This window comes from Streptomyces poriferorum (assembly GCF_019399235.1).
Lineage (GTDB): Bacteria > Actinomycetota > Actinomycetes > Streptomycetales > Streptomycetaceae > Streptomyces > Streptomyces poriferorum.
The window spans coordinates 1-25,220 of sequence record NZ_JAELVH010000070.1; the positions used below are offsets into that span (position 1 = coordinate 1).

A 25,220-nucleotide genomic window follows, 5' to 3' on the forward strand; every position below is an offset into this window, starting at 1 on the left:
GAAGGACGTGCGCTCGGCCGCGGCGTCCCGCACCGAGGAACCCGTGACCGTGGTCGACACCACGGCCGAGCGCACGTCCTTCACCCACGCGGACAGGCTCTCGGGCCGCCCGGCCGGCTCGGCGGCGCAGACCGAGAGGATGCGCTCACAGCGCTCCGGAGCCGCGGCCGCCACCTGGGGCAGCGCCCGCAGGGCGGCGCGCAGCTGCTCGGGGGTGCTGGGCGGTGCCTGGCCGCTGAGCAGGAAGTAGGCGATCGCGCCGAACGCGTACCGGTCGGTGTTCGGTGTCCGCTTGCCTTCGAAGACCTCGGGGGCGGCGTACCCGGGCGTGAACCAGACCTCCGCCGTCTGATGGTCCGCGGTCAACTTGCTCAGCCCGAAATCGACGAGCGTGGCCTGGCCGTGCTCGTCGACCATGACGTTGCCGGGGGACAGGTCGCCGTGGACGACGGTGCGCCCGGACGGCGTCGCCCGGCCCGAGTGCAGCCAGTCAAGGACGTCCGCGAGCTGTTCGAGTGTCCGCAGCACCTCCCGGCGCTCGGCGTGACTGGCGAGGGTCCGCTCGGCGCGCCAGTCCCGCAGGTCGAGACCGTCCACATGGTTCATGACCAGGACCAGGGCCCGCCCGGCAGCGGTCGACGCGTCCCCGGCACCGTGGATCGGCGGGCCCTCGAAGTGCTCGCGCACACCGACGACACCGGGCCGGTTCACGAACCGCAGCAGTTCCGCCTGCTCCTGCCACTTCGCGCTGAGGCGCTGGAACTGCTCGATGGTGATCGTGGTCCTGGAGTCCAGGACCTTCACGACGACGGTCTCGGGGGCCCCGTCGAGCTCTATTTCCGCGCGGTAGAGGACGGCCTCGCCGCCCCGTCCGATCGAATTGAGCAGACGATATCTGTCCGGAGTCGCATCCGGTCCGATGTGGTGCGTCGCACTGTTCAAACTATCCCCCCAGGGACGGTAATTGACGAGTCATAAGATAGCTGGGTCCATGCTTTCCCGGTCAACGGAGGCAGGGGCCGGCCTCCCGTGCGCCGCTGCCTTCCACCGGTGCCACCGCGCGTGCACCTCCGCCGTACGGCGGTGCTCATGTCGCTCATATGTGGACCTGATCCCTGTGAGTAAGGCCACGAAACGGACAAACGATCACAGTTGGCTGCCAGAGTGACGGTTCTCAAGGTCATGCGTTCTCACACGGAGGTTCTGCCGAACCTCCGTGGAGACCACGAACCCGCAGGGAGTACGTCCCTTGGCTGCCATCGCCCGCTGGTGCGTCACGCACCGCCTCCTCGCCGTACTCATCTGGCTGCTCGCCCTCGGCGGCACGGCGGCCGCAGCGGGGTTCGCGGGTTCCGCCTACTCCAACGACTACGAGGCCCCGGGAACCGAGTCCGGGCGGGCGGCCGAGCTGCTCAAGGACGGCTTCACGGATCTCGGCGGTGACACCGACACCATCGTCTGGCACACCGACGACTCCACCGTGCGCGCCGCCGACGTCACCCAGAAGATGACCGCCACCCTGCACGCCGTCGAACGGCTGCCGGGCGTCGGCGCCGTCACCGGGCCGTACGCGGACCCCGGATCCGGGCAGATCAGTGCCGACGGGCACACCGCCTACGCCACCGTCACCTTCGACCGGCAGGCGGACGACGTACCGGCCGGGCAGGCCAGGGCCGTCGTCGACACCGCGAAGGCCGCCGCGGGCGAACACCTCCAGGTCGAGCTGGGCGGCTCGGCCATAGCTCTCACCGAGGCACCGGGCGCCCACCTCAGCGAGGCCGTCGGGGTGGTCGTCGCCGCCGTCGTGCTCTTCCTCGCCTTCGGTTCGCTCGCCGCGAGCATGCTGCCCATCGCCACCGCCCTCGTCTCGGTCGGCACGGCGTACGCGGGCATCGTGCTGCTCGGACACGTGATGACCGTCGCCGACTTCGCCCCCATGCTGGGCATGCTCATCGGACTCGGCGTCGGGATCGACTACGCGCTCTTCATCGTCACCCGGCACCGCAGAGGACTGCGGCGCGGTATGTCCGTGCCGGAGGCGGCGCAGAACGCGGTCGCGACGACCGGGCGGGCCGTCGTCTTCGCCGGGGCCACCGTCTGCATCGCGCTCCTGGGGATGCTGATCCTGAGGCTGAGCTTCCTCAACGGGGTCGCCATCGCCGCTTCGCTCACCGTCGTCCTGACCGTGATCGCCTCCGTGACCCTGCTGCCCGCCCTGCTGTCCCTCATCGGCATGCGGGCGCTGAACCGCCGCGAGCGCCGGCGGCTGGCCGAGCACGGCCCGCAGCCGGAGCCGGCCACCGGCTTCGCCGCCCGCTGGTCCGCCTTCGTGGAGCGGCACCCCAAAATGCTCGGCGCGCTCGCCGCCGTCGTGATGCTGGTCCTCGCGCTCCCGACCTTCTCGCTCCACCTGGGCAGCGCCGACCAGGGCAACAACGCGCGGTCCTCGACCACCCGGCAGGCGTACGACCTGCTCGCCGACGGCTTCGGCCCCGGGGTCAACGGCCCGCTGACCGTCGCCGCGCATCTGGACGGTGCCGACGACCGGCTCGCGATGGACGGCCTGCCGGCGACGCTGCGCGCCACCGACGGGGTGGCCTGGGCCTACCCGGTGACGTACAACTCCAGCGGCGACACCGCGTACGTCACCGTCGTCCCGGACTCGGAACCGCAGTCCCGGCAGACCAGCGAGCTCGTCGAGCGGCTGCGGACGGACGTCCTGCCGAAGGCGTCCGAGAACACCTCGCTCCAGACCCATGTGGGCGGCGTGACGGCCAGCTACGACGACTTCGCGCAGATCATCATCGGCAAGCTCCCGCTCTTCATCGGCGTCGTCGTGGGACTCGGCTGTCTGCTCCTGCTGATCGCCTTCAGATCGGTCGGCATCCCGCTGAAGGCCGCGGCGATGAACGTGGCGGCCGTGGCCTCCTCGTTCGGTGTCGTCGTCGCGATCTTCCAGTGGGGCTGGGGGAGCGAGCTGCTGGGGCTCGGCGGCGCGGGGCCCATCGAGCCGTTCCTGCCGGTGATCATGGTGTCCGTGCTCTTCGGCCTCTCCATGGACTACCAGGTCTTCCTGGTCGGCCGGATGTACGAGGAATGGCTGGAGACCGGTGACAACCGGCGGGCAGTCAGGGTCGGCCTGGCCGAGACCAGCCGGGTGATCAACTCGGCGGCCGTGATCATGATCTCGGTCTTCCTCGCCTTCGTGCTCAGCGGCGACCGCGTCATCGCGATGTTCGGCATCGCGCTCGCCGCGGCCGTGGCCCTGGACGCCTTCGTCCTGCGTACGCTGCTGGTCCCCGCCCTCATGCACCTGCTGGGCGGAGCCAACTGGTGGCTGCCCGGCTGGCTGGACCGGCGGCTGCCGCGCATCAGCATCGAACCGCCCGACTGCGGAACCCCGCGAGCGAAGATCCCGGCGAGGTACGCGAGCGAGTCCGGGAGCGACGAGGTCACAGCGGCCGCACAGCGCGTTCACTGACCGGCGCGGAATCCGGGCCGAGGCCCGGCGGGGACGGGCCGTTAAGAGGGTTCTCATCTGCTCCGCCTAGCGTGCGGCAGATGAACTCCACGACCCCCACGACCCCCACCACTCCCACCGACCCCGTTGCCGAGGGCGACGGCGAGGCGAACACCGCCGAGAGGACTACCGCCGGAAAGGGCGGCGCGAAGACCGCCGGGAACACCACGGAGCAGGCCGTCACCGACGCCGCCGCGACCGGGGGAACGACGACGCGGCTCGAAAAGGCGGGCCCGGAGTCCGGTGCCGACGCGGAGCAGGACCTCGACCGGGAACAGCACGCCGACGACCTCGACGACCTCGACCTGGACGACGACGAGTCGCACAAGGAGTCCTCGGGCCTCGGCACCGCCGCGGCGGCCGTCGTCTCCGTCGGGCTCGGCATCGTCTCCCTCAGCGGCGCCTGGAGCGGCCGGGTCGCCGCCGAGCGCGAGACGCTGATCGGGCAGTTCAAGACCTCGTCCGGCGCCACGGCCGCCCAGCAGGTCTCCGAGATCTACGGTGACGCCTGGCACGCCACCGCGCTGGTCAACGGTCTCTTCGGCCTGCTCGCACTGCTCGTCGGCGTCTACGTCCTGGTCCGGCCGGCGTTCGGCGCCCCGTCCGCACACCCGCAGCCGGGCTGGATCCGCGCGGTCGCCAAGGGAGGCATCGCCCTCGGCGTGCTGGGCGTACTGATCGCCGTGTGCATGTACTTCGACCTCATCGTCGCCCTGCCGACGGCACCGGCCACCGCGGGCTAGGACCTCACGTACGCCGCCGCCCGGCGCGGTCTAAGGCATCGGTGAGTACCCGGGGCGGGCCCGTGCGGTGGCGTAAGCCCCTCCCTAAGGCCCCCGGCCGCCGCAGATGCGGAACTCGCCCGATGCGGCACCACCCCCTGGGGGACGACAGTGGTGGCACGGCAGAAGCACTGCCGCCACCGAGGCCCAACGGGCCCGTCCCCAGGGGGAATCACATGTACGAGCTGGAACTCCACAAGATCAGGGCAGCCGAACTCGTCCGCCGCGCCGCCGACGAGCGGCTCGTCCGGGAGGCCCGCCGCGCCCGTAAGGCGGCGGCCCGCGGTTCCGCGCGCCAGGAACACGAGAGGACGGTGAGTGCGGGCACGGACCGGGAGCGGTTCGCGCACGCCGCGTAAGGGCCGGCGACCGTGACGGTCCGGCTTCCCGGCTCCGCGCTGTCGGACCCGTGTGCGATGCTCGGCGACGTGGAGACCAGGTCAGTCAGTCCCGTGTTCGTCGGCCGCACAGGTGAACTCACCGCGCTCACCGACGCGCTCGCCCGCGCCACCGCCGCCGGCACCGCCCCGTCCGGCGGTGGCGGCGGCGAGCCGCAGGCGCTCCTCATCGGCGGCGAGGCGGGCGTCGGCAAGACCCGTCTGGTCGAGGAGTTCCTCGCGGTGGCGGCCCGCCGCGGGGCCGTCGTCGCGGTCGGCGGCTGCGTGGAGATCGGAGCCGACGGCCTGCCGTACGCCCCGTTCTCCACCGCCCTGCGCACCCTGAACCGCATCCTCCCCGAGGAGATGGCCGCGGCCTGCGCGGGCCAGGAGGGCGAACTGGCCCGGCTCCTTCCGGAACTCGGCGAAGCCGGCCGGGAGGCGGCCGACGAACACGGCACCGCCCGCCTCTTCGAACTCACCGCCAGGCTGCTGGAGCGCATCTCCGCGGACCGCACCGTCGTGCTCGTCCTGGAGGACCTGCACTGGGCCGACTCCTCCACCAGGCATCTGCTGGCCTACCTCTTCCGTACGCTGCGCAGCGGCCGCCTCGTCGTGATCGGCACCTACCGCGCCGACGACATCCACCGCCGCCACCCGCTGCGCCCCCTGCTGGCCGAACTGGACCGGCTGCGCACCGTGCGCCGCATCGAACTCGCCCGGTTCAGCCGGGCCGAGGTCCGCCGCCAGCTCACCGGCATCCTCGCGGGTTCGCCCGAACCCGCCCTGGTGGACGAGATATTCGAGCGTTCCGACGGAAACGCGTTCTTCGTCGAGGAGCTCGCCTGCAGCATGGAGTGCGGAGACGGGGCCGCCGGGCTGCCCGGCTCCCTGCGCGACCTCCTCCTCGTCCGCGTCGAGGCACTGTCCGACGGCGCCCAGCGGATCGCCCGCATCGTCGCCGAAGGCGGCTCGGCGGTCGAGTACGAACTGCTGGCCGCCGTCGCCGGCCTTGCCGAGGACGAGCTCATCGAGGCCCTCCGCGGAGCCGTCGGCGCCAATCTGCTGCTCACCACCCCGGAGGGCAACGGCTACCGCTTCCGGCACTCCCTGGTCCGCGAAGCCGTCAGCGACGACCTTCTCCCCGGCGAACGCTCCCGGCTCAACCGGCGCTACGCCGAGGCGCTGGAGGCCGACCCCACCCTGGTCCGAGACGGCGAGCGGGCCACGCGCCTGGCCAGCTACTGGTACGGGGCGCACGATCCGGCCAAGGCCCTGCCCGCCGTACTGAAGGCATCGGTCGAAGCCCGCCGCCGTAACGCCTACGCCGAGCAACTGCGGCTGCTGGAACGGGCGATGGAGCTGTGGGACGACGCCCCCGACGCGATACGCGCCACCCTGCGGCCCATCGACTACGCCGAGGTCTATCCGGCCTGCGGCAGCCGCGACGGTTCCGCCCCGCTGAGCCATCTCGACCTGCTGGCCGAAGCCACCGTCGCCGCCCGCTTCGGCGGGGAGCGTGAACGGTCCCTCGCCCTCTGCAAGAAGGCCCTGCGGATCCTGGAGAACGAGGACGACGCCCTGCGCGCCGCCTGGTTCTGGGTCCAGCGCTCCCGCCTGGTCCAGGACCTCACCCGGGGCGACGGCTGGGACGAACTGGCCACGGCGGAGGAGCTCGTCCGCGGCCTGCCCCCGTCGGCCGTGCACGCGGACGTCCTGACGAACGTGGCCGGCTGGGGCGCCCTGCACCGGCCCGGCGCCGGGACCCTCGCCGCCGCCGACCGGGCCGTGGAGTACGCCCGGCTGGTCGGCGACGAGTCCATCGAGCTGCACGCACGGCTGACCCGCGCCTGGCTGAACGCGGACGCCGGGGCCATCGACGAGGGCATCGCCGAGCTGTACGCCGTCCGCGACCGGGCCGAAGAGCTGTGTCTCGTCGGCGTCATGGGCCGGGCGGCCATCAACCTGCCCTCCACCCTCGAAGCAATGGGCCGGTCGCTGGAAGCGGTGACCGCGGCCGACCACGGCATCAGGATCTGCCACAGCCGCGGTGTCGCGGACATGGAGGCCTGGGCACGCACCAACCAGGCGATGTCGCTGTTCTCCCTCGGCCGCTGGGACGAGTCCCTGGCCACCACCGAGGCCGCCTCCCGCACGGCACTGTCCCGGAAGTCCCAGGGCCTCGTCGCCGCACGGCGCACCGAAGTGGCGCTGGCGCGCGGGGACCTCGCCGATGCCGAACAGCAACTGGCACTGGCCAGAAGGAGCTTCGGCTCCAGCGATCCTCAGCCGCAGCACCTCATCAACGGCGTCCGCCACACCATCACCATCGCCGTGCAGCAGGGGAGGCTGCCCGAGGCGCGGGCGGCCTTCGAGGCCCAGGCGGAGCAGGGTTTCCCGCCCGGCACCCAGCGGTACGCCTTTCCGCTGCTGCACGTCGTCGCCGCGGCGGAGGCCGACGCGCGGGGCCTGCCCGCCACGGAGCCGGGCCGGCCGGGCATCCTCGCGCTGGTCCGCAGCCACCTCAAGCGACTGCCGGCACTCGTCCCCGTATGGGCGGCCCACGGTGTGCTGATCGAGGCCGAACTGGCCCGGGCCGAAGGCCTCGACACCCCGGACCACTGGTCCCGCGCCGCCGAGGCCTTCGCGCCCCTGCACCGTCCGTACGAACTGGCGCAGATCCGCCATCGCTGGGCGGAGGCCCTCCTCATAGCCTCAGGCGACCGGACCGCGGCCACCGCGGTGCTGCGCGACGCCCACAGCACCGCCCGGCGGCTCGGGGCGCGCCCGCTGACCGAGACCATCGAGCTGCTGGCGGGCCGCGCCCGGATCACCCTCGCCGGTCCCGGCCCGGATGCCTCTCCCGGCTCGGGCGAGCAGATCCCGGTGGCCGTCACCGTTCCGGACCACGGTGACGAGCAGGGCGGCCAGGACCGATCGGAGGAACAGCTCAGGGCCGCGGCGGCGGCCGCCGTGCAGTCCTTCGGGCTGACCCCGCGCGAGCAGGAGGTGCACCGGCTCGTGGCCGCCGGCCACACCAACCGCAGAATCGCCGAGGAGCTCTACATCTCACCCAAGACCGCGAGCGTGCACGTCTCCAACATCCTCGCCAAGCTCGGCGTCACGGGCCGCGGCGAGGCGGCCGCACTGGCCCACCGGCTGCGGCTGTACCGGATGCCGAAGGACGCGTAGAGCCGCACTCCGGACGGCCGGGCGGGTGGACGGCTGGGCGGGCCGGGCGCGTGGGCGGCTGGGCGGCCGGGCGCGTGGCGGGCGAGCCGCGCCGGGTCAGGCCCCGTCGCCCCCGTCACCGTCACCGCCGGATCCGCCGCCCCCGTCACCGCCGGATCCGCCGTCCGGCTCGTCGCCGTCCCCGTCCGGCTCGCCGGGGCCCCCGTCGCCGTCCTCGTCACGGCGGCGGACCACGACCTTGCCCGAGGTCAGATCGATGGGGCCGCGCGCGGGGTCGCCGACGCCGAGATCCACCCGGGTCAGCTCCAGCCGCCTCTGCTCCTCGGCGGTGTGCTTGCGACCGGGTGCGAAGAGTTCCTCGAAGAAGTTGAACACGGGCCGCCCACCCTTCCGCCGGCTGTGGCCGCCAGGACCTCTCGGTCGAGAAGCCCTACCGCACCTCGACTACCAGGACCTCTCGGTCGAGAAGCCCTACCGCACCTCGACCACCAGGATCTTGTCGTCCCCCGGCTTCGGGGTGCCACGTGAGTCCGTCTCGCTCGTCACGAGCCAGAGCTTGTTGCCGCCCGCCGCGAGCACGGTGCGCAGACGGCCGTACTTCCCCTCCAGGAACGACTGGGGTGCCGCCAGAGGTTCCTTGTCCGCCGTACCGGACAGCGGGATCCGCCAGAGCCGCTCACCCCGCAGACCGGCCATCCAGATCGAGCCCTTGACGAAGGCGATGCCGCTCGGGGACGCCTCCGACGTCTTCCACTGTGCCACGGGATCAAGGAAACCGGCCTCGCCCGCCTTGCCCTCGGCCTCCGGCCAGCCGTAGTTCCCGCCCGGCACGATCCGGTTCAGCTCGTCCCAGGTGTCCTGGCCGAACTCGGCCGCCCACAGCTGCTTGTGACCGTCCCAGGCCAGCCCCTGCACATTGCGGTGACCGTACGAATACACCACGGAGTCGGCCTGCGGATTCCCGTGCAGCGGCTCACCGTCCGGGGTCATCCGCAGGATCTTGCCGGCCGGCGACTGCTTGTCCTGCGCGCGGCCGTCGTCCCCCGTCTCGCCCGTGCCCGCGTACAGCATGCGGTCCGGGCCGAAGGCGATCCGGCCGCCGTTGTGGATGGCGCCCTTCGGGATGCCCCGCAGAATCGTGTCGGGAGCGCCCAGCAGCTGACCGGGAGTCGTCCCGTCCTCGTCGTAGAGCATGCGGGCGATGCGGTTGTCCGACGCCGTGGTGAAGTACGCGTACACCAGGTGGTCCGTGCCGTAGTCGGGGGAGACCGCGAGGCCGAGGAGCCCGCCCTCACCCGCCGCCGCCACCCCCGGCACGGTGCCCAGCAGCGTCTTCTTGCCGCTCTTCGCGTCGACCCGGGTGATCGTCCCCTTGTCGCGCGAGCCCACCAGCAGATCGCCGTCCGGCAGCTTCGCGAGACCCCACGGCGATTCCAGGCCCTCCGTGAGGGTCGACACCACCTTCACCGAGCCCTTCGCGGGCGGCAGACCGGCCGCGGGACGCGAGGCCGACGGCGACGTGGAAGGCGAGGCCGCCCGGCCGGACGGGGCCGCGGGGGAGCCGGCCGGTGAACTCGCACCCTGGCCCGCCGTGCTCTCGGCACCCTCCTGCGAGGAGCACCCCGCGGTGAGCATCAGGGCGCCGGCCGCCAGCACGGCCACCGCGCCCCGCCGCGCACCCCTGCCATTCCCGCGGGGCATCGCGCGACGCCCCACCGGTTCCCGCACAGATCCGAACCTCGCACCGCGCACAGCACCGACCCCTTCGACGACCGCCTGTCCCCTGTTCTTACACCGCGGCCGCGCCCAGGGTTCCCGAAGCCCGGGTACTTTCTCGCTCGGCGATCAAACTTCACACGCCGATGCGGTGCGGGGGCGCTCAGTCCCACGACTCCCGTGCGGCCGGAAGCCGGTCGATCTCGTCGAGGTCCCGGTCCGTCAGCGTCAGCCCGGCCGCCCCCGCGTTCTCGACGGCCCACCGCTCCTGCTTGGTCCCCGGCACGGGCACGATCTGCGGCCCCTGGCGCAGTACCCAGGCCAGCGCCACCTGCGCCGGTGTCGCCCCGTACCGCTCCGCGATCCGCCGCAGCCCCACGACCACCGGCTGGTTCGCGGCCATCATCTCGGCGGTGAACCGCGGATGCCTGGCCCGCAGGTCCTCCGGCTCGAAACCCTGCCCCGGAGTGAGCGTGCCCGTCAGATAGCCGCTGCCCAGCGGCATCGCGGCCAGCACCCCGACCCCGCGCGCCGCACACCACGGCACCAGGGCCTCCAACGCCTGCGGGGACCACACGGAGAGCTCCGCCTGCACCGCACTCACCGGAAAGACCTGCTGGACCCGCTCCAGCTGCCGGATCGTTTCGTCGTGCGTCCGCGCTCCCCGCCGGCGAGCGGCCCTGGCCCCGACCGCGGACAGCCCGAGCGCCCGGACCTTTCCCGCGTTCACGAGTTCCGCCATCGCGCCCCAGGTTTCCTCGACGGGCACCTCGGGGTCGGCCCGATGGAGCTGGTACAGATCGATCACATCCGTCTGCAGCCGCCGCAGCGAGGCGTCACAGGCCCGCCGCACATAGCCGGGACGGCCGTTGGCCACGATGTGCTGATCGCCCACCAGCAGACCGCACTTGGTGGAGAGGAAGGCCTGCTCACGGCGTCCCTTCAACGCCCGCCCCACCAGCAGCTCGTTGGTGAACGGCCCGTACATGTCGGCGGTGTCGAACAGGTCGACACCCGCGTCGAGCGCCGCGTGCACCGCGCGCAACGCCTCGTCACCGCGCTGCCGCGAGGCGCTGTACGCCCAGCTCATCGGCATACAGCCGAGACCGACGGCGCCCACGGCGAGCGCCGCCGCACCGAGACTTCTGCGCTCCAACTCCCCGAACCCTCCCTCGCACCGCACCCCCAAACTAACCTCTGCGCCCCGCCGGGCTTCGCATAGCCTCCTGACCATGACTTCCACCACGCGATCCGCCCCTGTCCCCGACGTATGGCTGCCCTTCCCGGCCGACGAGATCGAGGGACTCCCCGAGGGCCTCAACTACCGCTTCTGGGACGGCGGAGAGGACTTCCCCGCCGACCCCGCCCACTGCGCCTTCTACGTCGTCCCCTACATGAAGGGGCCGGCGGTCGCGGTCCGCCCGCTCGACGGCATGAGCGGTGTCCAGGTCGTGCAGACGCTCTCCGCGGGCATCGACCATGTGGAGCCGGGCCTCGGCCTGTTGCCCGCGGGCGTACGGCTCTGCAACGCCAAGGGCGTCCACGAGGCGTCCACGGCCGAGCTGACCCTCGCGCTGATCCTCGCCTCGCTGCGCGGGTTCCCCGGATTCGTGCACGGCCAGGACAAGGAGGAGTGGCGGTCCGGCTTCTACCCCGCCCTCGCCGACAAGTCCGTGCTGATCGTCGGCTACGGATCGATCGGCTCCGCGATCGAGGACCGGCTCGCGCCCTTCGAGTGCGCGCGGGTGGCGCGCGTCGCACGCTCCGCACGGACAACCGCACGCGGCCCCGTACACACACTCGACGACCTGCCCGCGCTGTTGCCCGAGGCCGATGTCGTCATCCTGTCCACCCCGTTGAACCCCTCCACGCAGGGGCTGGTCGGCGCGGACTTCCTCGCCGCGATGCCGGACGGGGCGCTGCTCGTGAACGTGGCCCGCGGCGGTGTCGTCGACACCAAGGCCCTGTTGTCCGAGCTCGAGTCCGGCCGGCTGCGCGCCGCCCTCGATGTCACGGACCCGGAACCGCTCCCTTCCGGCCATCCCCTCTGGCATGCTCCGAACGTCCTCATCACTCCGCATGTGGGCGGCAGCACCTCGGCGTTCCTGCCGCGCGCCAAGCGACTGCTGGCCGGACAGCTCAGCCGTTTCGCCGCGGGGGAGCCGGTGCACAACGTCGTGCGCACCACCGGCTGAACACGCTACGGGCACGTTCCGTTCCTCTGTGTCCCGACAACACCGCAGGCCGTCACGGAGAGTAGAGGAACTATGTCCCTGTGTGACCACTCTGGTGTATCGTCCCGAAAGGGGGGCTGCGCCGTGGAAGGGGTGGCGCCGGGGAGGAAGCCACACGCGAGGGGGGCGAGGGCGATGTACGGGCGATGGGCGAACGATCCGACACGGCAGGGCGGCCGACGGCTGCCGACAGTGCGTCCGGTGCGCCGGCGCCGCGGCCGTCCGGCGACATTCGGGGCACCCCGGTGAGCGCGCCGGCGAGCGCCCGCGCGGCATTCCTGGCCCGCCGGCATGTCGTCGGCCGGGCGCCCGCGTTCCTCCCGCGGCTCCTCATCGGACTCGTCTGCGCCGGATACGGGGTGGGTGCGGCCGTGGGCTGGGGCTCGGCGCGACTCGCCCTGTTCATGGGGGACTTCGGCCTGAGCGCGGCCGCCCTGGTCGCCGCCGTCTCCTGCTTCCTGTTCGCGCGCTCGGCGGACAACAGGTTCCGGCCGGCCTGGCTGCTGTTCTCGCTCTCCTCCCTGATGGCAGCGGCGGGCAACGCGGTCTGGGGCTGGTACGAGTGCGTGCGCGAGGTAGAGGTGCCCAGCCCCTCCCTGGCCGACCTCTTCTTCCTGTGCTTCGCGCCGCCCGCCATCGTGGGCCTGCTCGTCCTCGCCAAACGCCCTGTCACCCGGGCCGGGTGGGTCTGCCTGGTTCTCGACTCCTGGCTGATCGGCGGATCGCTGCTCACGCTCTCCTGGAGCCTCGCCCTCGCCCACACCGCGCACCTGGCGGACGTGGAGGGCGTCAGCGTGGCCCGCGCGGCTCTCTCGCTGGCCTACCCGCTGCTCGACATCGTGCTGGTCTCCATGGTGCTCGCCCTGCACTTCCGGCGCTCCAGCGTCAACCGTGCCGCGGTGAACACCGCCATCGCCGCCCTGGCCCTCACGGTCCTGTGCGACGCGCTGTTCACCTCGCCGCTGCTGCGCCAGACCTACCGGTCCGGCCAGTTGCTCGACGCCGGCTGGTTCGCCGGTTCGCTGCTCCTCGCCTACGCCCCCTGGGGCGTCGCCCGTGACGAGGACGACGCCGACAGGCTCGCGTCCCGTACCACCAGCCGCCCCATCTCCGGTTCGCTGGCCGCGCTCACGCCGTATCTGGCCGCCGCCGTCTGCACGCTGGGCATTCTCTACAACGTCATCGAGGGCCGCCGGGTGGACCGCGTCGTGGTCTTCACCGGGTGCACGGTGGTGCTCGCGCTCGTCGTGCGGCAGGGCATCATGCTCGTCGACAACATCGCCCTCACCCAGGAACTGGCCCAGAAGGAGAATCACTTCCGCTCCCTGGTTCAGGGCTCCAGCGACGTCATCATGATCGCCGCCCCGACCGGCATACTCCGCTACGTCAGCCCCGCCGCCGCCGGTGTCTACGGGCGCGAGGCGGACGACCTCGTCGGCGCGGAGCTCTCCTCGATCATCCATCCCGACGACCTCGGCCGGGTGGTCCACGAAGTGCGGAAGTTCCTCGCCGCCCCGCCAGGCAAGGAACCCACCACCCGCATCGAGTGCCGCTTCCGCTCCGGCACCGGCGAATGGCTGAACGTCGAGTCCACAGTCAACCGCCACCAGGGCGGCCTGATCCTCAACAGCCGCGACGTGACCGAACGGGTCCGCCTCCAGGCCCAGTTACAGCACAACGCGGAGCACGACCCGCTCACCGACCTGCCCAACCGCGCGCTCTTCACCGACCGGGTCCGCCGGGCGCTGGGCGGCCGGCGCGCGGGCGACGCGGGAACCGCCGTGCTCTTCATCGACCTTGACGGCTTCAAGGCGGCCAACGACCGGTTCGGCCACCAGGCGGGCGACGAGCTCCTGATCCAGGCCGCCCGCCGCCTCCAGGAATCCGTCCGGGCGGGGGACACCGCCGCCCGCCTCGGCGGGGACGAGTTCGCCGCCCTCATCGTCGGCGACGGCGGACACGACCAGAGCGCCCGGGAGTACCAGGTCCACGAGATCGCCGACCGGTTGCGCCTCACGCTCTCCCAGCCCTACCGCATCGGCGCCGGCGAGGTCCGGGTCACCGCGTCCATCGGTGTCGCCTTCGCCGAGCCCGGCATCACCCCCAACGACCTCATGCGCAACGCCGACCTGGCCATGTACCGCGCCAAGGCGGGCGGCAAGGACCGCGTCGAGCTGTACGCCCCGCAGATGCAGGCCGAGGTGGTGCGCCGTTCCGAGCTGGCGGCCCGGCTGCGCACCGCCCTGCGGGACGGCGAGTTCGCGCTGCTGCACCAGCCCGTGGTCCATCTGGCCAGCGGCACCGTCGCCGCCGTCGCCGCCCAGGCCCGCTGGCGCTCCGCCCAGGGCATCCTCTTCACGCCCGCCGAGTTCCTCCGCGTCGCCGAGGACAGCGACCGCACCGCGGAACTGGGCCGCTGGCTCCTCGAAGAGGCCGTCGAGCAGGCCGCCGACCGGTCCAGGGCCGGCCACCAGGTCTCCGTGGCCGTCCGGCTGTCCGCCCGCAGGCTGATCGACAAGGGAATGCCGTTCGGCTCCGTCGAGGCGCTGCTGACGCGGTACGGGCTGCCGTCCGGGGCCCTGATGATCGAGGTCGCGGACAGCGACCCCCGGGTCTCCTTCGACGAACTGGAACAGCGCCTGGTCGCCCTGCGGCGTCTCGGCGTACGCATCGCGCTCGACGGCTTCGGCAGCGGCTACGCCGCGATCAACGCCCTGCGCCGGCTCCCCATCGACGTACTGAAACTGGACCGCGGCCTGGTGGAGGGTGTCGTCGAGTCCGCCCGGCTGCACAAGATCACCAGCGGGCTGCTGCGGATCGCCTGCGACCTGGGCCTGCAGTCCGTGGCCGACGGTGTCGACGTCCCCGAACAGGTCCTCGCCCTGCGCGCCATGGGCTGTACGCACGGCCAGGGGATGGCCTTCTCCGGGCCGCTGGACGAGTACCGGCTGCGCCGCGCCCTGGTCCGCGGCGAGTTCCCGGTGCCCGGCAGCCCGGCCGTTCAGCCGGTCCTCGCGGGCGGTTCCATCCCCCTCCTGACCGGATCACATGCTGAGACGCCCGTCCCACCCACTTGACACGTCGAGTGCGTCGGAGAGAGGGTCAATGCCATGCGCACCCGAATTCTCGTACTTGGAAAGCGCGTCGGCTGAAGCAGAGTTCCTCGATGACACTCTGCAGACCGCACCGACGCGCTCCCCTCGCTTGCCTCACGGCACGAGGGGTTTTTTGTTGCACCGGCACCACGCAAACCATCGCAAAACACTCGCAAAAACCCTCAGCTTCGAGAAGAGAATGCCGATGACCGAGCAGGCCACCGGGGCCCACCATCCCCAGCCGCGGGCCCGTAACGGCGGATCGTCGTCCGCCACCGTTGAGCACGTCACGGGCGCGCAGTCCCTCATCCGTTCTCTCGAGGAAGTCGGGGCCGACACCGTATTCGGCCTCCCTGGCGGCTGCATCCTTCCGGCGTACGACCCGCTGATGGACTCCACCCGGGTTCGCCACATCCTGGTCCGCCACGAGCAGGGCGCGGGTCACGCGGCCACCGGTTATGCGCAGGCCACCGGCAAGGTCGGCGTCTGCATGGTCACCTCGGGCCCGGGTGCCACCAACCTGGTCACCCCGATCGCCGACGCGGCCATGGACTCCGTGCCCATGGTCGCCATCACCGGCCAGGTGGCCTCCGGCGCCATCGGTACGGACGCCTTCCAGGAAGCCGACATCTGCGGCATCACGATGCCGATCACCAAGCACAACTTCCTGGTCACCCGCGCCGAGGACATCGCGCACACGATCGCGGAGGCCTTCCACATCGCCTCCACCGGCCGTCCGGGTCCGGTCCTCGTCGACATCGCCAAGGACGCCCTCCAGTCGAAGACCACCTTCAGCTGGCCGCCGGTCATGGACCTGCCGGGCTACCGCCCGGTGACCAAGCCGCACGCCAAGCAGATCCGTGAGGCCGCCAAGCTCATCACCCAGGCCAAGCGCCCGGTGCTGTACGTGGGCGGCGGCGTCATGAAGGCCGGGGCCACCGCCGAACTCAAGGTGCTGGCCGAGCTCACCGGAGCGCCCGTCACCACCACGCTGATGGCGCTCGGCTCTTTCCCCGACAGCCACCCGCTGCACGTGGGAATGCCCGGTATGCACGGTTCGGTCACCGCCGTCACCGCGCTGCAGAAGGCCGACCTGATCGTCGCCCTCGGCGCCCGGTTCGACGACCGGGTCACCGGCAAGCTGGACAGCTTCGCCCCGTACGCCAAGATCGTCCACGCCGACATCGACCCGGCGGAGATCGGCAAGAACCGCGCGGCCGACGTCCCGATCGTCGGTGACGCCCGCGAGGTCATCGCCGACCTGGTCCAGGCGGTCCAGGCCGAGCACACCGAGGGCCACACCGGCGACTACGCCGCATGGTGGAAGGACCTCAACCGCTGGCGCGAGACCTACCCGGTCGGCTACGACCTGCCGGAGGACGGCAGCCTCTCGCCGCAGCAGGTCATCCAGCGGATCGGTGAACTCGCACCCGAGGGCACGGTCTTCGCGGCGGGCGTCGGCCAGCACCAGATGTGGGCCTCGCACTTCATCCAGTACGAGCGGCCCGCCACCTGGCTGAACTCCGGCGGCGCCGGAACGATGGGCTACGCGGTCCCGGCCGCGATGGGCGCCAAGGCCGGCATGCCCGACCGTACGGTCTGGGCGATCGACGGCGACGGCTGCTTCCAGATGACCAACCAGGAACTCACCACCTGCGCGCTCAACAACATCCCGATCAAGGTCGCCATCATCAACAACGGCGCTCTCGGGATGGTCCGCCAGTGGCAGACCCTGTTCTACAACCAGCGGTACTCCAACACCGTGCTGCACTCCGGCGCCGACACAGACGGCAACGCGGCCAAGGGCACCCGGGTGCCCGACTTCGTCAAGCTGTCCGAGGCCATGGGCTGCTACGCGATCCGCTGCGAGGACCCGGCCGACCTGGACAAGGCCATCGCCGAGGCCAACTCGATCAACGACCGCCCTGTGGTCATCGACTTCATCGTCCACGAGGACGCCATGGTGTGGCCGATGGTCGCCGCCGGCACCTCGAACGACGAGGTCATGGCAGCTCGGGGCGTCCGCCCCGACTTCGGCGACAACGAAGACGACTGAGAGACAGAGAGAGACCGACTTCCATGTCCACCAAGCACACGCTCTCCGTCCTGGTCGAGAACAAGCCCGGTGTCCTCGCCCGGATCACCGCCCTGTTCTCCCGCCGCGGCTTCAACATCGACTCGCTCGCGGTCGGTACCACCGAACACCCCGACATCTCACGCATCACCATCGTCGTGAACGTCGAGGACCTGCCGCTGGAGCAGGTGACCAAGCAGCTCAACAAGCTGGTCAACGTCCTGAAGATCGTCGAACTCGAGCCGGCCGCTGCGATCCAGCGTGAGCTCGTCCTGGTGAAGGTCCGCGCCGACAGCGAGACCCGCTCCCAGATCGTCGAGATCGTCCAGCTGTTCCGCGCCAAGACCGTGGACGTCTCCCCGGAGGCCGTCACGATCGAGGCGACCGGCGGCGCCGACAAGCTGGAGGCGATGCTCAAGATGCTGGAGCAGTACGGCATCAAGGAGCTCGTCCAGTCCGGCACCATCGCCATAGGGCGCGGCGCGCGCTCGATCACCGACCGGTCACTGCGCGCCCTCGACCGCACGGCATAAATCATTCCGGGGCACGCCGCGCCGCTCGCATGGCGAGACCCGAAAACGTAACTGACGCACCCCGCCGTACGGTGGGACGCAACACCTGCACACCAAGGAGAAGACCCAGTGGCCGAGCTGTTCTACGACGACGATGCCGACCTGTCCATCATCCAGGGCCGCAAGGTCGCGGTCCTTGGTTACGGCAGCCAGGGCCACGCCCACGCGCTGTCGCTGCGCGACTCGGGTGTCGACGTCCGTGTCGGTCTGCACGAGGGTTCCAAGTCCAAGGCCAAGGCCGAGGAGCAGGGGCTGCGCGTGGTGACCCCGTCCGAGGCCGCCGCCGAGGCCGACGTCATCATGATCCTGGTTCCGGACCCGATCCAGGCCCAGGTCTACGAGGAGTCCGTCAAGGACAACCTCAAGGACGGCGACGCGCTGTTCTTCGGCCACGGCCTGAACATCCGCTTCGGCTTCATCAAGCCGCCGGCCGGCGTCGACGTCTGCATGGTCGCCCCCAAGGGCCCGGGCCACCTGGTCCGCCGCCAGTACGAGGAGGGCCGCGGCGTTCCGTGCATCGTGGCCGTCGAGCAGGACGCCACGGGCAAGGGCCTGGAGCTCGCCCTCTCGTACGCCAAGGGCATCGGCGGCACCCGCGCCGGCGTCATCAAGACGACCTTCACCGAGGAGACCGAGACCGACCTGTTCGGTGAGCAGGCCGTCCTCTGCGGTGGCACCGCCGCCCTGGTGAAGGCCGGTTTCGAGACCCTGACCGAGGCCGGCTACCAGCCGGAGATCGCGTACTTCGAGTGCCTCCACGAGCTGAAGCTCATCGTGGACCTCATGTACGAGGGCGGCCTGGAGAAGATGCGCTGGTCCATCTCGGAGACCGCCGAGTGGGGCGACTACGTCACCGGCCCGCGGATCATCACGGACGCCACCAAGGCCGAGATGAAGAAGGTCCTCACCGAGATCCAGGACGGCACCTTCGCCAACGCCTGGATGGCCGAGTACCACAACGGTCTGCCCAAGTACAACGAGTACAAGAAGGCCGACAGCGACCACCTGCTGGAGACCACCGGCCGTGAGCTGCGCAAGCTCATGAGCTGGGTCAACGACGACGACAAGTAACACCGATGCCTGAGGGGCGGGTCCCGGACCCGCCCCTCAGGCGTTGTTCCTGCTTCACCGCTGGAAGAGGCGGCGTCGTACGTGTGTACAAGTCGTCCAGCCTCTTGTGGGTGATCCTTCCAACGGGGCGCAGTATGCGTCCTCGCGCATGACTACACTTCTCCACACATACACGCGTCAGGCCCACAGTGTCGTGCGTCTTCCACGCGGCAAGCCCCTCCACCGCCTGCGGCCGTCGGGACGGCCGTCCGCACTGGATCTGTGAGGACTCACGTGAGCTCGAAACCTGTCGTACTCATCGCTGAAGAGCTGTCGCCCGCCACGGTGGACGCCCTGGGACCGGACTTCGAGATCCGGCACTGCAACGGCGCGGACCGCGCCGAGCTCCTCCCCGCGATCGCCGATGTCGACGCCATCCTGGTGCGTTCCGCCACCAAGGTCGACGCCGAGGCCATCGCCGCCGCGAAGAAGCTGAAGGTCGTCGCCCGCGCGGGCGTCGGTCTGGACAACGTCGACGTCTCCTCGGCCACCAAGGCCGGCGTGATGGTCGTGAACGCACCGACCTCCAACATCGTCACCGCCGCCGAGCTCGCCTGCGGTCTGCTCGTCGCCACGGCGCGCAACATCCCCCAGGCCAACACCGCGCTCAAGAACGGCGAGTGGAAGCGCTCCAAGTACACCGGCGTCGAGCTGAGCGAGAAGACCCTCGGCGTCGTCGGCCTCGGCCGCATCGGCGTCCTGGTCGCCCAGCGCATGTCGGCCTTCGGCATGAAGATCGTCGCGTACGACCCCTACGTCCAGCCCGCGCGTGCCGCGCAGATGGGCGTCAAGCTCCTCTCGCTGGACGAGCTGCTGGAGGTCTCCGACTTCATCACCGTGCACCTCCCCAAGACCCCGGAGACGCTCGGCCTGATCGGCGACGAGGCGCTGCACAAGGTGAAGCCCTCGGTGCGCATCGTCAACGCCGCGCGCGGCGGCATCGTCGACGAGGAGGCGCTCGCCTCCGCCCTCAAGGAGGGCCGCGTCGCCGGCGCCGGTCTCGACGTGTACACCAAGGAGCCCTGCACGGACTCCCCGCTGTTCCAGTTCGACCAGGTCGTCTGCACCCCGCACCTCGGCGCGTCCACGGACGAGGCCCAGGAGAAGGCCGGCATCGCGGTCGCCAAGTCGGTGCGCCTCGCGCTCGCCGGTGAGCTCGTGCCGGACGCGGTCAACGTCCAGGGCGGCGTCATCGCCGAGGACGTCCGTCCGGGCCTCCCGCTCGCCGAGAAGCTCGGCCGGATCTTCACCGCGCTCGCGGGCGAGGTCGCGGCCCGCCTCGACGTCGAGGTGTACGGCGAGATCACCCAGCACGACGTGAAGGTGCTCGAACTCTCCGCGCTCAAGGGCGTCTTCGAGGACGTCGTCGACGAGACCGTGTCGTACGTGAACGCCCCGCTGTTCGCGCAGGAGCGCGGTGTCGAGGTCCGCCTCACCACCAGCTCCGAGTCGCCCGACCACCGCAACGTGGTCACGGTCCGCGGCACGCTCGCCGACGGCCAGGAGGTCGCGGTCTCCGGCACGCTGGCCGGCCCCAAGCACCTCCAGAAGATCGTCGCGATCGGCGAGCACGACGTGGACCTGGCGCTGGCCGACCACATGGTCGTCCTGCGGTACCAGGACCGTCCCGGCGTCGTCGGCGCGGTCGGCAAGATCCTCGGCGAGGCCGGGCTGAACATCGCCGGCATGCAGGTCTCCCGGGCCGACGTGGGCGGCGAGGCGCTGGTCGTCCTCACCGTCGACGACGACGTCCCGGCGTCGGTGCTCACCGAGATCTCGGCCGAGATCGGCGCGGCCTCGGCCCGTTCGGTGAACCTGACCGACTGAGCCCGTCCCGCGGTCTCCGTACCCGGCATCTAGACGTGTGTCTTACACGCACGTCTGCATGCCGGGTACGCTGCTGTCATGGGACATCGTGAGGATCTGCTCGAAGGCGCCAAGCGCTGCCTGCTGGAGAAGGGGTACGCCCGGACGACGGCACGCGACATCGTTGCGGCCTCCGGGACGAACCTCGCCTCCATCGGCTACCACTACGGCTCCAAGGAGGCCCTGCTCAACCTCGCGTTCATCAAGGTGACGGAGGAGTGGGGCGATGTGCTGACCGATGAACCCGAGAGGGCCGTCGGCGGTGAGGACGGCTCCCGGGCCCCGCTCGACCAGTTCCGTGAAACCTGGGAGCGGGTGATCGGCAGCTACGAGCAGACCCGGTCGGTCTGGCAGCTCCAGATGGAGGTCATCTCCAGGATCGACACCGACCCCGAACTGCAGAAGGCTCTGGCCGGCCCGCAGCGCGAGGGCCGGAACGGGCTGGCGGAGAACATGCTGGGCATCGACCCGGAGACCGAACCCGAGAAGGCGCGGGTGGCCGGACTGTTCTGTCAGGCGCTGCTCGCCGGGGTCATGGTCCAGTGGATGATGGACCGCGACTCGGCGCCGTCGGCGCAGGATCTGACGGACGGACTGAAGGCGGTCCTGGCGGGCCGGGAGCGTGCCAAGGGCCAGGAGCATTCCCCGTAGGGCTCTCGTCCGGACACGCTGGGCGCGCGCGTGAGCCCGGCTCAGAGCCGGGCGGCCTTCAACGCCATGTGCAGCAGCAGCCGGTCCTCGCCGTCGTTCAGATCCAGGCCGGTGAGCTGCTGGACCCGGGAGAGGCGGTAGTACAGCGTCTGCCGGTGGATGCCCAGCTCGGCCGCGGTCCGGGAGGCCTGGCCCGCGCAGTCGAGGAACACCTCGGCGGTGCGGGCGAGGTCCCGGTGCTGCGGGGTGAGCAGCGGGCGGACCGTGTGGTCCGCCACAGCATCGGGGGTGAGCGCGGTCAGCAGGCGGTAGGGGCCGATGGCCGACCACTCGGCGACCGGGCCGAACCGTTTCTCCGCCGCTGCCGCCCGCGCCGCGGCCGATGCCTCGTGCCAGGCGTCCGCCAGCTCCGCCAGGCCGCGGCGGGGGACCGCGATCCCCGCGGTGGCGCCGGGTCCCGCCGTGGTGCGCAGCCGGTCGGCGGCGGTGAGGGCCGGGTCCAGGACGTCGTGCGACCGCAGCCGGACCAGCGCGGCCAGGGCCGGGTCTCCCGCACCGCCCGGGAAAGGGGCGCCGGACAGGGCCGCGGCCGACGGCACCGTGGGCACCGACGGCGGGTCGTCCGGCCACGGGGTCACGCACACCACGGTGTGCAGCCCCTCCGCGTCCGGCCCGAGCGCCTCGGCGAGCGCGGCCACCGCCATGTCGCGCTGCCAGCCGGGCCCCGCCGTGAGGACCGCCCCGAACTCCCGGGACAGATCGGTTCCCGCCCGCGCTTCGTCGGAGAGCAGCGCACCGATCCGGGCCGCCACGTCCATCGCCGCGTCGAGCTGCTGGTCGGTCGGCCCGGGGTCGGCGTCCAGCAGCCATACGTAACCGAGCACGACACCCCGATGGCGTACGGGAAGACAGATCCGGTCCCGGTAGACACCGGCCTCCGGGGCGGCCGGGATGCGGACGGGGCCGGTGGCGCGGGTGATGCCGAAGTTCTCGAACCAGGCGCGGACCGCCGGGGTCGAGCGGCGGGTCAGGATCGAACGGGTACGGACCGGGTCCATCGCCGTGTCGTCGTCGCTGTCGTGGGCCCCGAAGGCGACCAGGCCGAAATCCCGGTTCTCCAGCGTCGCGGGGACGCCTAGCAGCGCCGAGATCTCGTCGACCAGCTCCTGGTAATCGCCCTTCACCCGGCCATTCTCGCACCCCTTCAGACATATGTCTGAGATCCAGGGCACGGATGCGTGACAGCTGTCGATGGCACAGGATCGGAGGGATCCTTAGATTTCACGGTGGTTCTCCGTGCTGTACCGCTTCTGTTCCCTATCGGGTACTCAGGGCGGTTCGGCCTTCGTTCGTACTTTCCGTGGAGGTGCCCCGTGCTGGGTCCCGTGATTCTCGCCGCGTCACGCAGCGACAAGATGCGCCGTTTCATCTCGGCAGCGCCGGGCACGAAGCAGGTCGTCGACCGGTTCATCGCCGGTGAGACGGTCGAGCAGGTCGTCCCCATCATCGAGGACGCCGCCGACAAGGGCCTCGAAGTCACCCTCGACGTGGTCGGCGAGGACATCACCACCCCCGAGCAGGCCGCCGCCGCGCGCGACGCCTACCTGGAGCTCGTCGGCCGCCTGGAGAAGCTCGGCCTGGGCACCAGGGCCGAGATGTCCGTCAAGCTGTCGATGTTCGGCCAGGCGCTGGACGGCGGCCACGAACTGGCCCTCGCCAACGTCCGCCCGGTCGTCGAGGCCGCCGCCGCGATCGGCACCACGGTCACCCTGGACGCCGAGGACCACACCACCCTCGACTCGATGTTCGCCATCCACGAGGAACTGCGGAAGGACTTCCCGCAGACCGGATGCGTCATCCAGGCCTACCTCTTCCGTACCGAGGACGACGCCCGCCGCCTGGCCGCCGCGGGCAGCCGCGTGCGCATCGTCAAGGGCGCCTACAAGGAGCCCGCCTCGGTCGCTTACCAGGACAAGGCCGAGATCGACAAGGCGTACGTCCGCATTCTCAAGACGCTGATGGAGGGCGAGGGCTACCCGATGATCGGGTCCCACGACCCCCGCCTGATTGCCATCGCCCAGGAGCTGGGCCGCAAGGCCGGCCGCAAGCTCGACGAGTACGAGTTCCAGATGCTGTACGGCATCCGCAGCGACGAGCACATCCGGCTCGCGGCCGAAGGCCACCGCATGCGCGTCTACACCGCGTACGGCACCGACTGGTACGGCTACTTCATGCGCCGCCTCGCGGAGAAGCCGGCCAACCTGCTGTTCTTCGGCCGCTCCATCCTCACCAAGGGCTGAGCCCCCTCCACCTCTCTACTTAAGGAGCTACGGAAACCATGGACGCTGTCACCCAGGTCCCCGCGCCGGTCAACGAGCCGGTCCACTCCTACGCCCCGGGCTCCCCGGAGCGCGCCCGCCTGGAGGCGAAGCTCAAGGAGCTCAGCCAGAACCCGATCGACCTGCCGATGACCATCGGCGGCGAGAAGCGGATGGGTGGCGGCGAGCGCTTCGACGTCGTCCAGCCCCACAACCACAAGTCCGTCATCGGCACGTATGCCGGTGCGACGGAGCAGGACGCGCAGGACGCGGTCGACGCCGCCCTCGCCGCCGCCCCGGCCTGGCGCGCGATGGCCTTCGACGACCGCGCCGCCATCATCCTGCGCGCCGCCGAGCTGCTCTCCGGCCCCTGGCGCGAGACGCTGGCCGCCTCCACGATGCTCGGCCAGGGCAAGACCGCCCAGCAGGCCGAGATCGACTGCCCCTGTGAGCTCGTCGACTTCTGGCGCTTCAACGTGCACTACGCGCGCCAGATCCTGGCCGAGCAGCCCCCGGCGAACTCCGCCGGCGTGTGGAACCGCATGGACCACCGCCCGCTGGAGGGCTTCGTCTACGCGATCACGCCTTTCAACTTCTCGGCCATCGCGGCCAACCTGCCCACCGCCCCGGCCCTCATGGGCAACGTGGTGGTCTGGAAGCCGTCCCCGACGCAGACCCACGCCGCCGTGCTGCTGATGCAGCTCCTGGAGGAGGCCGGTCTGCCCAAGGGCGTCATCAACCTGGTGACCGGCGACGGCATCGCCGTCTCCGAGGTGGCCCTGAACCACCGCGACCTGGCCGGTATCCACTTCACCGGATCGACCCCCACCTTCCAGCACCTGTGGAAGACGGTCGGCAACAACATCGCCAACTACCGCACCTACCCGCGGCTCGTCGGCGAGACCGGCGGCAAGGACTTCGTCGTCGCCCACCCGTCGGCCGACCACGCCGTCCTGAAGACCGCGCTGACCCGCGGCTCCTTCGAGTACCAGGGCCAGAAGTGCTCGGCGTCCTCGCGCGCCTACGTCCCGGCCTCCATCTGGAACTCCGGTTTCAAGGAGAAGTTCGCGGCCGAGGTCGACTCCATCACGATGGGCGACGTCACCGACCTGTCGCACTTCATGGGCGCCGTCATCGACGACCGCTCGTTCGCGAAGAACAAGGCCGCCATCGACCGCGCCGCGGCCGACCCGGCGTGCACGATCATCGCGGGCGGCACATACGACGACTCGGTGGGCTACTTCGTCCGCCCGACCGTCATCGAGTGCAGCGACCCTTCGAACGAGGTCTTCACGACCGAGTACTTCGGCCCGATCCTCGCGGTCCACGTCTACGAGGACGACAAGTTCGACGAGATGCTGGAGCAGATGGAGTCGGTCTCCGACTACGCCCTGACCGGTGCCGTCATCGCGAACGACCGTGCCGCGGCCGCGTACACGATGGAGAAGCTGCGGTACGCCGCGGGCAACTTCTACATCAACGACAAGTCGACCGGCGCCGTCGTCGGCCAGCAGCCCTTCGGCGGCGGCCGTGCCTCGGGTACGAACGACAAGGCGGGCGCCCCGCAGAACCTCCAGCGCTGGACCCTGACCCGGGCCATCAAGGAGACGCTGGTCCCGCCGACCGAGTACACCTACCCCCACCAGGGCTAAGAGCGTGGCGGGCCGCCTCTGACCGGGCGTCCACGCCCCGGCACGCACCGGACCGCGTCCG

General features: G+C 71.0%; 18 protein-coding genes. 13 read left to right on the plus strand and 5 right to left on the minus strand.

Features of this window, described 5'->3' with window-relative positions; all coding sequences use genetic code 11:
• On the minus strand, positions 1-942 hold a 942-nt coding region (locus JGS39_RS14865; RefSeq protein WP_219569492.1), incomplete at its 3' end, for a serine/threonine protein kinase.
• A gap of 307 nt (positions 943-1,249) precedes the next feature.
• Here JGS39_RS14865 and JGS39_RS14870 point away from each other — a divergent pair.
• The 4 genes from JGS39_RS14870 (at position 1,250) to JGS39_RS14885 (ending at position 7,871) form a co-directional block, all read left to right on the plus strand.
• Positions 1,250-3,481 carry an MMPL family transporter gene (locus JGS39_RS14870; RefSeq protein ID WP_219569493.1) on the plus strand — a complete coding sequence of 744 codons (2,232 nt, stop codon included), beginning with the start codon at positions 1,250-1,252 and terminating at the stop codon, positions 3,479-3,481.
• A gap of 80 nt (positions 3,482-3,561) precedes the next feature.
• The gene (locus tag JGS39_RS14875; protein WP_219569494.1) at positions 3,562-4,263 is read left to right on the plus strand and encodes a hypothetical protein; all 702 of its coding nucleotides are present in this window, start codon (positions 3,562-3,564) and stop codon (positions 4,261-4,263) included.
• Positions 4,264-4,478: 215 nt separating this feature from the next.
• Entirely contained in the window at positions 4,479-4,661 is a 183-nt protein-coding gene (locus tag JGS39_RS14880; RefSeq protein WP_219569495.1) for a hypothetical protein, read from the plus strand.
• A 57-nt stretch (positions 4,662-4,718) separates the two neighbouring features.
• Positions 4,719-7,871 (plus strand): helix-turn-helix transcriptional regulator, encoded by a 3,153-nt coding sequence (locus JGS39_RS14885; RefSeq protein WP_219569506.1) that lies wholly within the window; start codon positions 4,719-4,721, stop codon positions 7,869-7,871.
• 96 nt (positions 7,872-7,967) lie between these two features.
• Here JGS39_RS14885 and JGS39_RS14890 read toward each other — a convergent pair whose 3' ends face one another.
• The 3 genes from JGS39_RS14890 to JGS39_RS14900 form a co-directional block, all read right to left on the minus strand.
• Entirely contained in the window at positions 7,968-8,246 is a 279-nt protein-coding gene (locus JGS39_RS14890) for a DUF6191 domain-containing protein (protein WP_219569496.1), read from the minus strand.
• Between the two features lie 96 nt (positions 8,247-8,342).
• A complete protein-coding gene (locus JGS39_RS14895) occupies positions 8,343-9,572 on the minus strand; it encodes a PQQ-dependent sugar dehydrogenase (protein WP_219569497.1) in 1,230 nt (409 codons plus the stop codon).
• Positions 9,573-9,750: 178 nt separating this feature from the next.
• Entirely contained in the window at positions 9,751-10,707 is a 957-nt protein-coding gene (locus JGS39_RS14900; protein ID WP_219569507.1) for an aldo/keto reductase, read from the minus strand.
• A gap of 112 nt (positions 10,708-10,819) precedes the next feature.
• Between JGS39_RS14900 and JGS39_RS14905 the strand changes: the two genes are divergently transcribed.
• The 7 genes from JGS39_RS14905 to JGS39_RS14935 all read left to right on the plus strand — a co-directional run bounded on the left by JGS39_RS14905 (position 10,820) and on the right by JGS39_RS14935 (position 21,189).
• Entirely contained in the window at positions 10,820-11,782 is a 963-nt protein-coding gene (locus tag JGS39_RS14905; protein ID WP_219569498.1) for a 2-hydroxyacid dehydrogenase, read from the plus strand.
• A gap of 284 nt (positions 11,783-12,066) precedes the next feature.
• The gene (locus JGS39_RS14910) at positions 12,067-14,898 is read left to right on the plus strand and encodes a putative bifunctional diguanylate cyclase/phosphodiesterase (RefSeq protein ID WP_219569499.1); all 2,832 of its coding nucleotides are present in this window, start codon (positions 12,067-12,069) and stop codon (positions 14,896-14,898) included.
• Between the two features lie 217 nt (positions 14,899-15,115).
• Positions 15,116-16,972 (plus strand): acetolactate synthase large subunit, encoded by a 1,857-nt coding sequence (locus tag JGS39_RS14915; protein WP_219569500.1) that lies wholly within the window; start codon positions 15,116-15,118, stop codon positions 16,970-16,972.
• A 23-nt stretch (positions 16,973-16,995) separates the two neighbouring features.
• Complete coding sequence (gene ilvN, locus JGS39_RS14920; RefSeq protein WP_148020972.1) at positions 16,996-17,523, plus strand: acetolactate synthase small subunit; 528 nt, start codon at positions 16,996-16,998, stop codon at positions 17,521-17,523.
• Positions 17,524-17,631: 108 nt separating this feature from the next.
• Positions 17,632-18,633: a ketol-acid reductoisomerase gene (gene ilvC / locus JGS39_RS14925; RefSeq protein ID WP_219569501.1), complete on the plus strand. Its 1,002-nt coding sequence runs from the start codon at positions 17,632-17,634 to the stop codon at positions 18,631-18,633.
• Positions 18,634-18,906: 273 nt separating this feature from the next.
• Positions 18,907-20,499 carry a phosphoglycerate dehydrogenase gene (gene serA / locus JGS39_RS14930; RefSeq protein ID WP_148020974.1) on the plus strand — a complete coding sequence of 531 codons (1,593 nt, stop codon included), beginning with the start codon at positions 18,907-18,909 and terminating at the stop codon, positions 20,497-20,499.
• A 78-nt stretch (positions 20,500-20,577) separates the two neighbouring features.
• Entirely contained in the window at positions 20,578-21,189 is a 612-nt protein-coding gene (locus JGS39_RS14935) for a TetR/AcrR family transcriptional regulator (RefSeq protein WP_219569502.1), read from the plus strand.
• Between the two features lie 41 nt (positions 21,190-21,230).
• Here JGS39_RS14935 and JGS39_RS14940 read toward each other — a convergent pair whose 3' ends face one another.
• Positions 21,231-22,373 carry a PucR family transcriptional regulator gene (locus tag JGS39_RS14940; protein WP_219569503.1) on the minus strand — a complete coding sequence of 381 codons (1,143 nt, stop codon included), beginning with the start codon at positions 22,371-22,373 and terminating at the stop codon, positions 21,231-21,233.
• A gap of 189 nt (positions 22,374-22,562) precedes the next feature.
• On the opposite strand from JGS39_RS14940, the gene JGS39_RS14945 reads away from it, so the two are divergent.
• The gene (locus JGS39_RS14945; RefSeq protein WP_219569504.1) at positions 22,563-23,489 is read left to right on the plus strand and encodes a proline dehydrogenase family protein; all 927 of its coding nucleotides are present in this window, start codon (positions 22,563-22,565) and stop codon (positions 23,487-23,489) included.
• Positions 23,490-23,527: 38 nt separating this feature from the next.
• Positions 23,528-25,159, plus strand: coding sequence for an L-glutamate gamma-semialdehyde dehydrogenase (gene pruA, locus JGS39_RS14950; protein ID WP_219569505.1), 1,632 nt, complete (start codon positions 23,528-23,530; stop codon positions 25,157-25,159).
• Positions 25,160-25,220: the final 61 nt, after the last annotated feature.

Bases quoted from the DNA above. Each gene is read 5' to 3' on its own strand.
- JGS39_RS14875 (WP_219569494.1), top strand. From the start codon at position 3,562: ATGAACTCCACGACCCCCACGACCCCCACCACTCCCACCGACCCCGTT.
- JGS39_RS14880 (WP_219569495.1), top strand. From the start codon at position 4,479: ATGTACGAGCTGGAACTCCACAAGATCAGGGCAGCCGAACTCGTCCGC.
- JGS39_RS14885 (WP_219569506.1), top strand. From the start codon at position 4,719: ATGCTCGGCGACGTGGAGACCAGGTCAGTCAGTCCCGTGTTCGTCGGC.
- JGS39_RS14895 (WP_219569497.1), bottom strand. From the start codon at position 9,572: ATGCCCCGCGGGAATGGCAGGGGTGCGCGGCGGGGCGCGGTGGCCGTG.
- JGS39_RS14905 (WP_219569498.1), top strand. From the start codon at position 10,820: ATGACTTCCACCACGCGATCCGCCCCTGTCCCCGACGTATGGCTGCCC.
- JGS39_RS14915 (WP_219569500.1), top strand. From the start codon at position 15,116: ATGCCGATGACCGAGCAGGCCACCGGGGCCCACCATCCCCAGCCGCGG.
- ilvN (WP_148020972.1), top strand. From the start codon at position 16,996: ATGTCCACCAAGCACACGCTCTCCGTCCTGGTCGAGAACAAGCCCGGT.
- JGS39_RS14935 (WP_219569502.1), top strand. From the start codon at position 20,578: ATGGGACATCGTGAGGATCTGCTCGAAGGCGCCAAGCGCTGCCTGCTG.
- pruA (WP_219569505.1), top strand. From the start codon at position 23,528: ATGGACGCTGTCACCCAGGTCCCCGCGCCGGTCAACGAGCCGGTCCAC.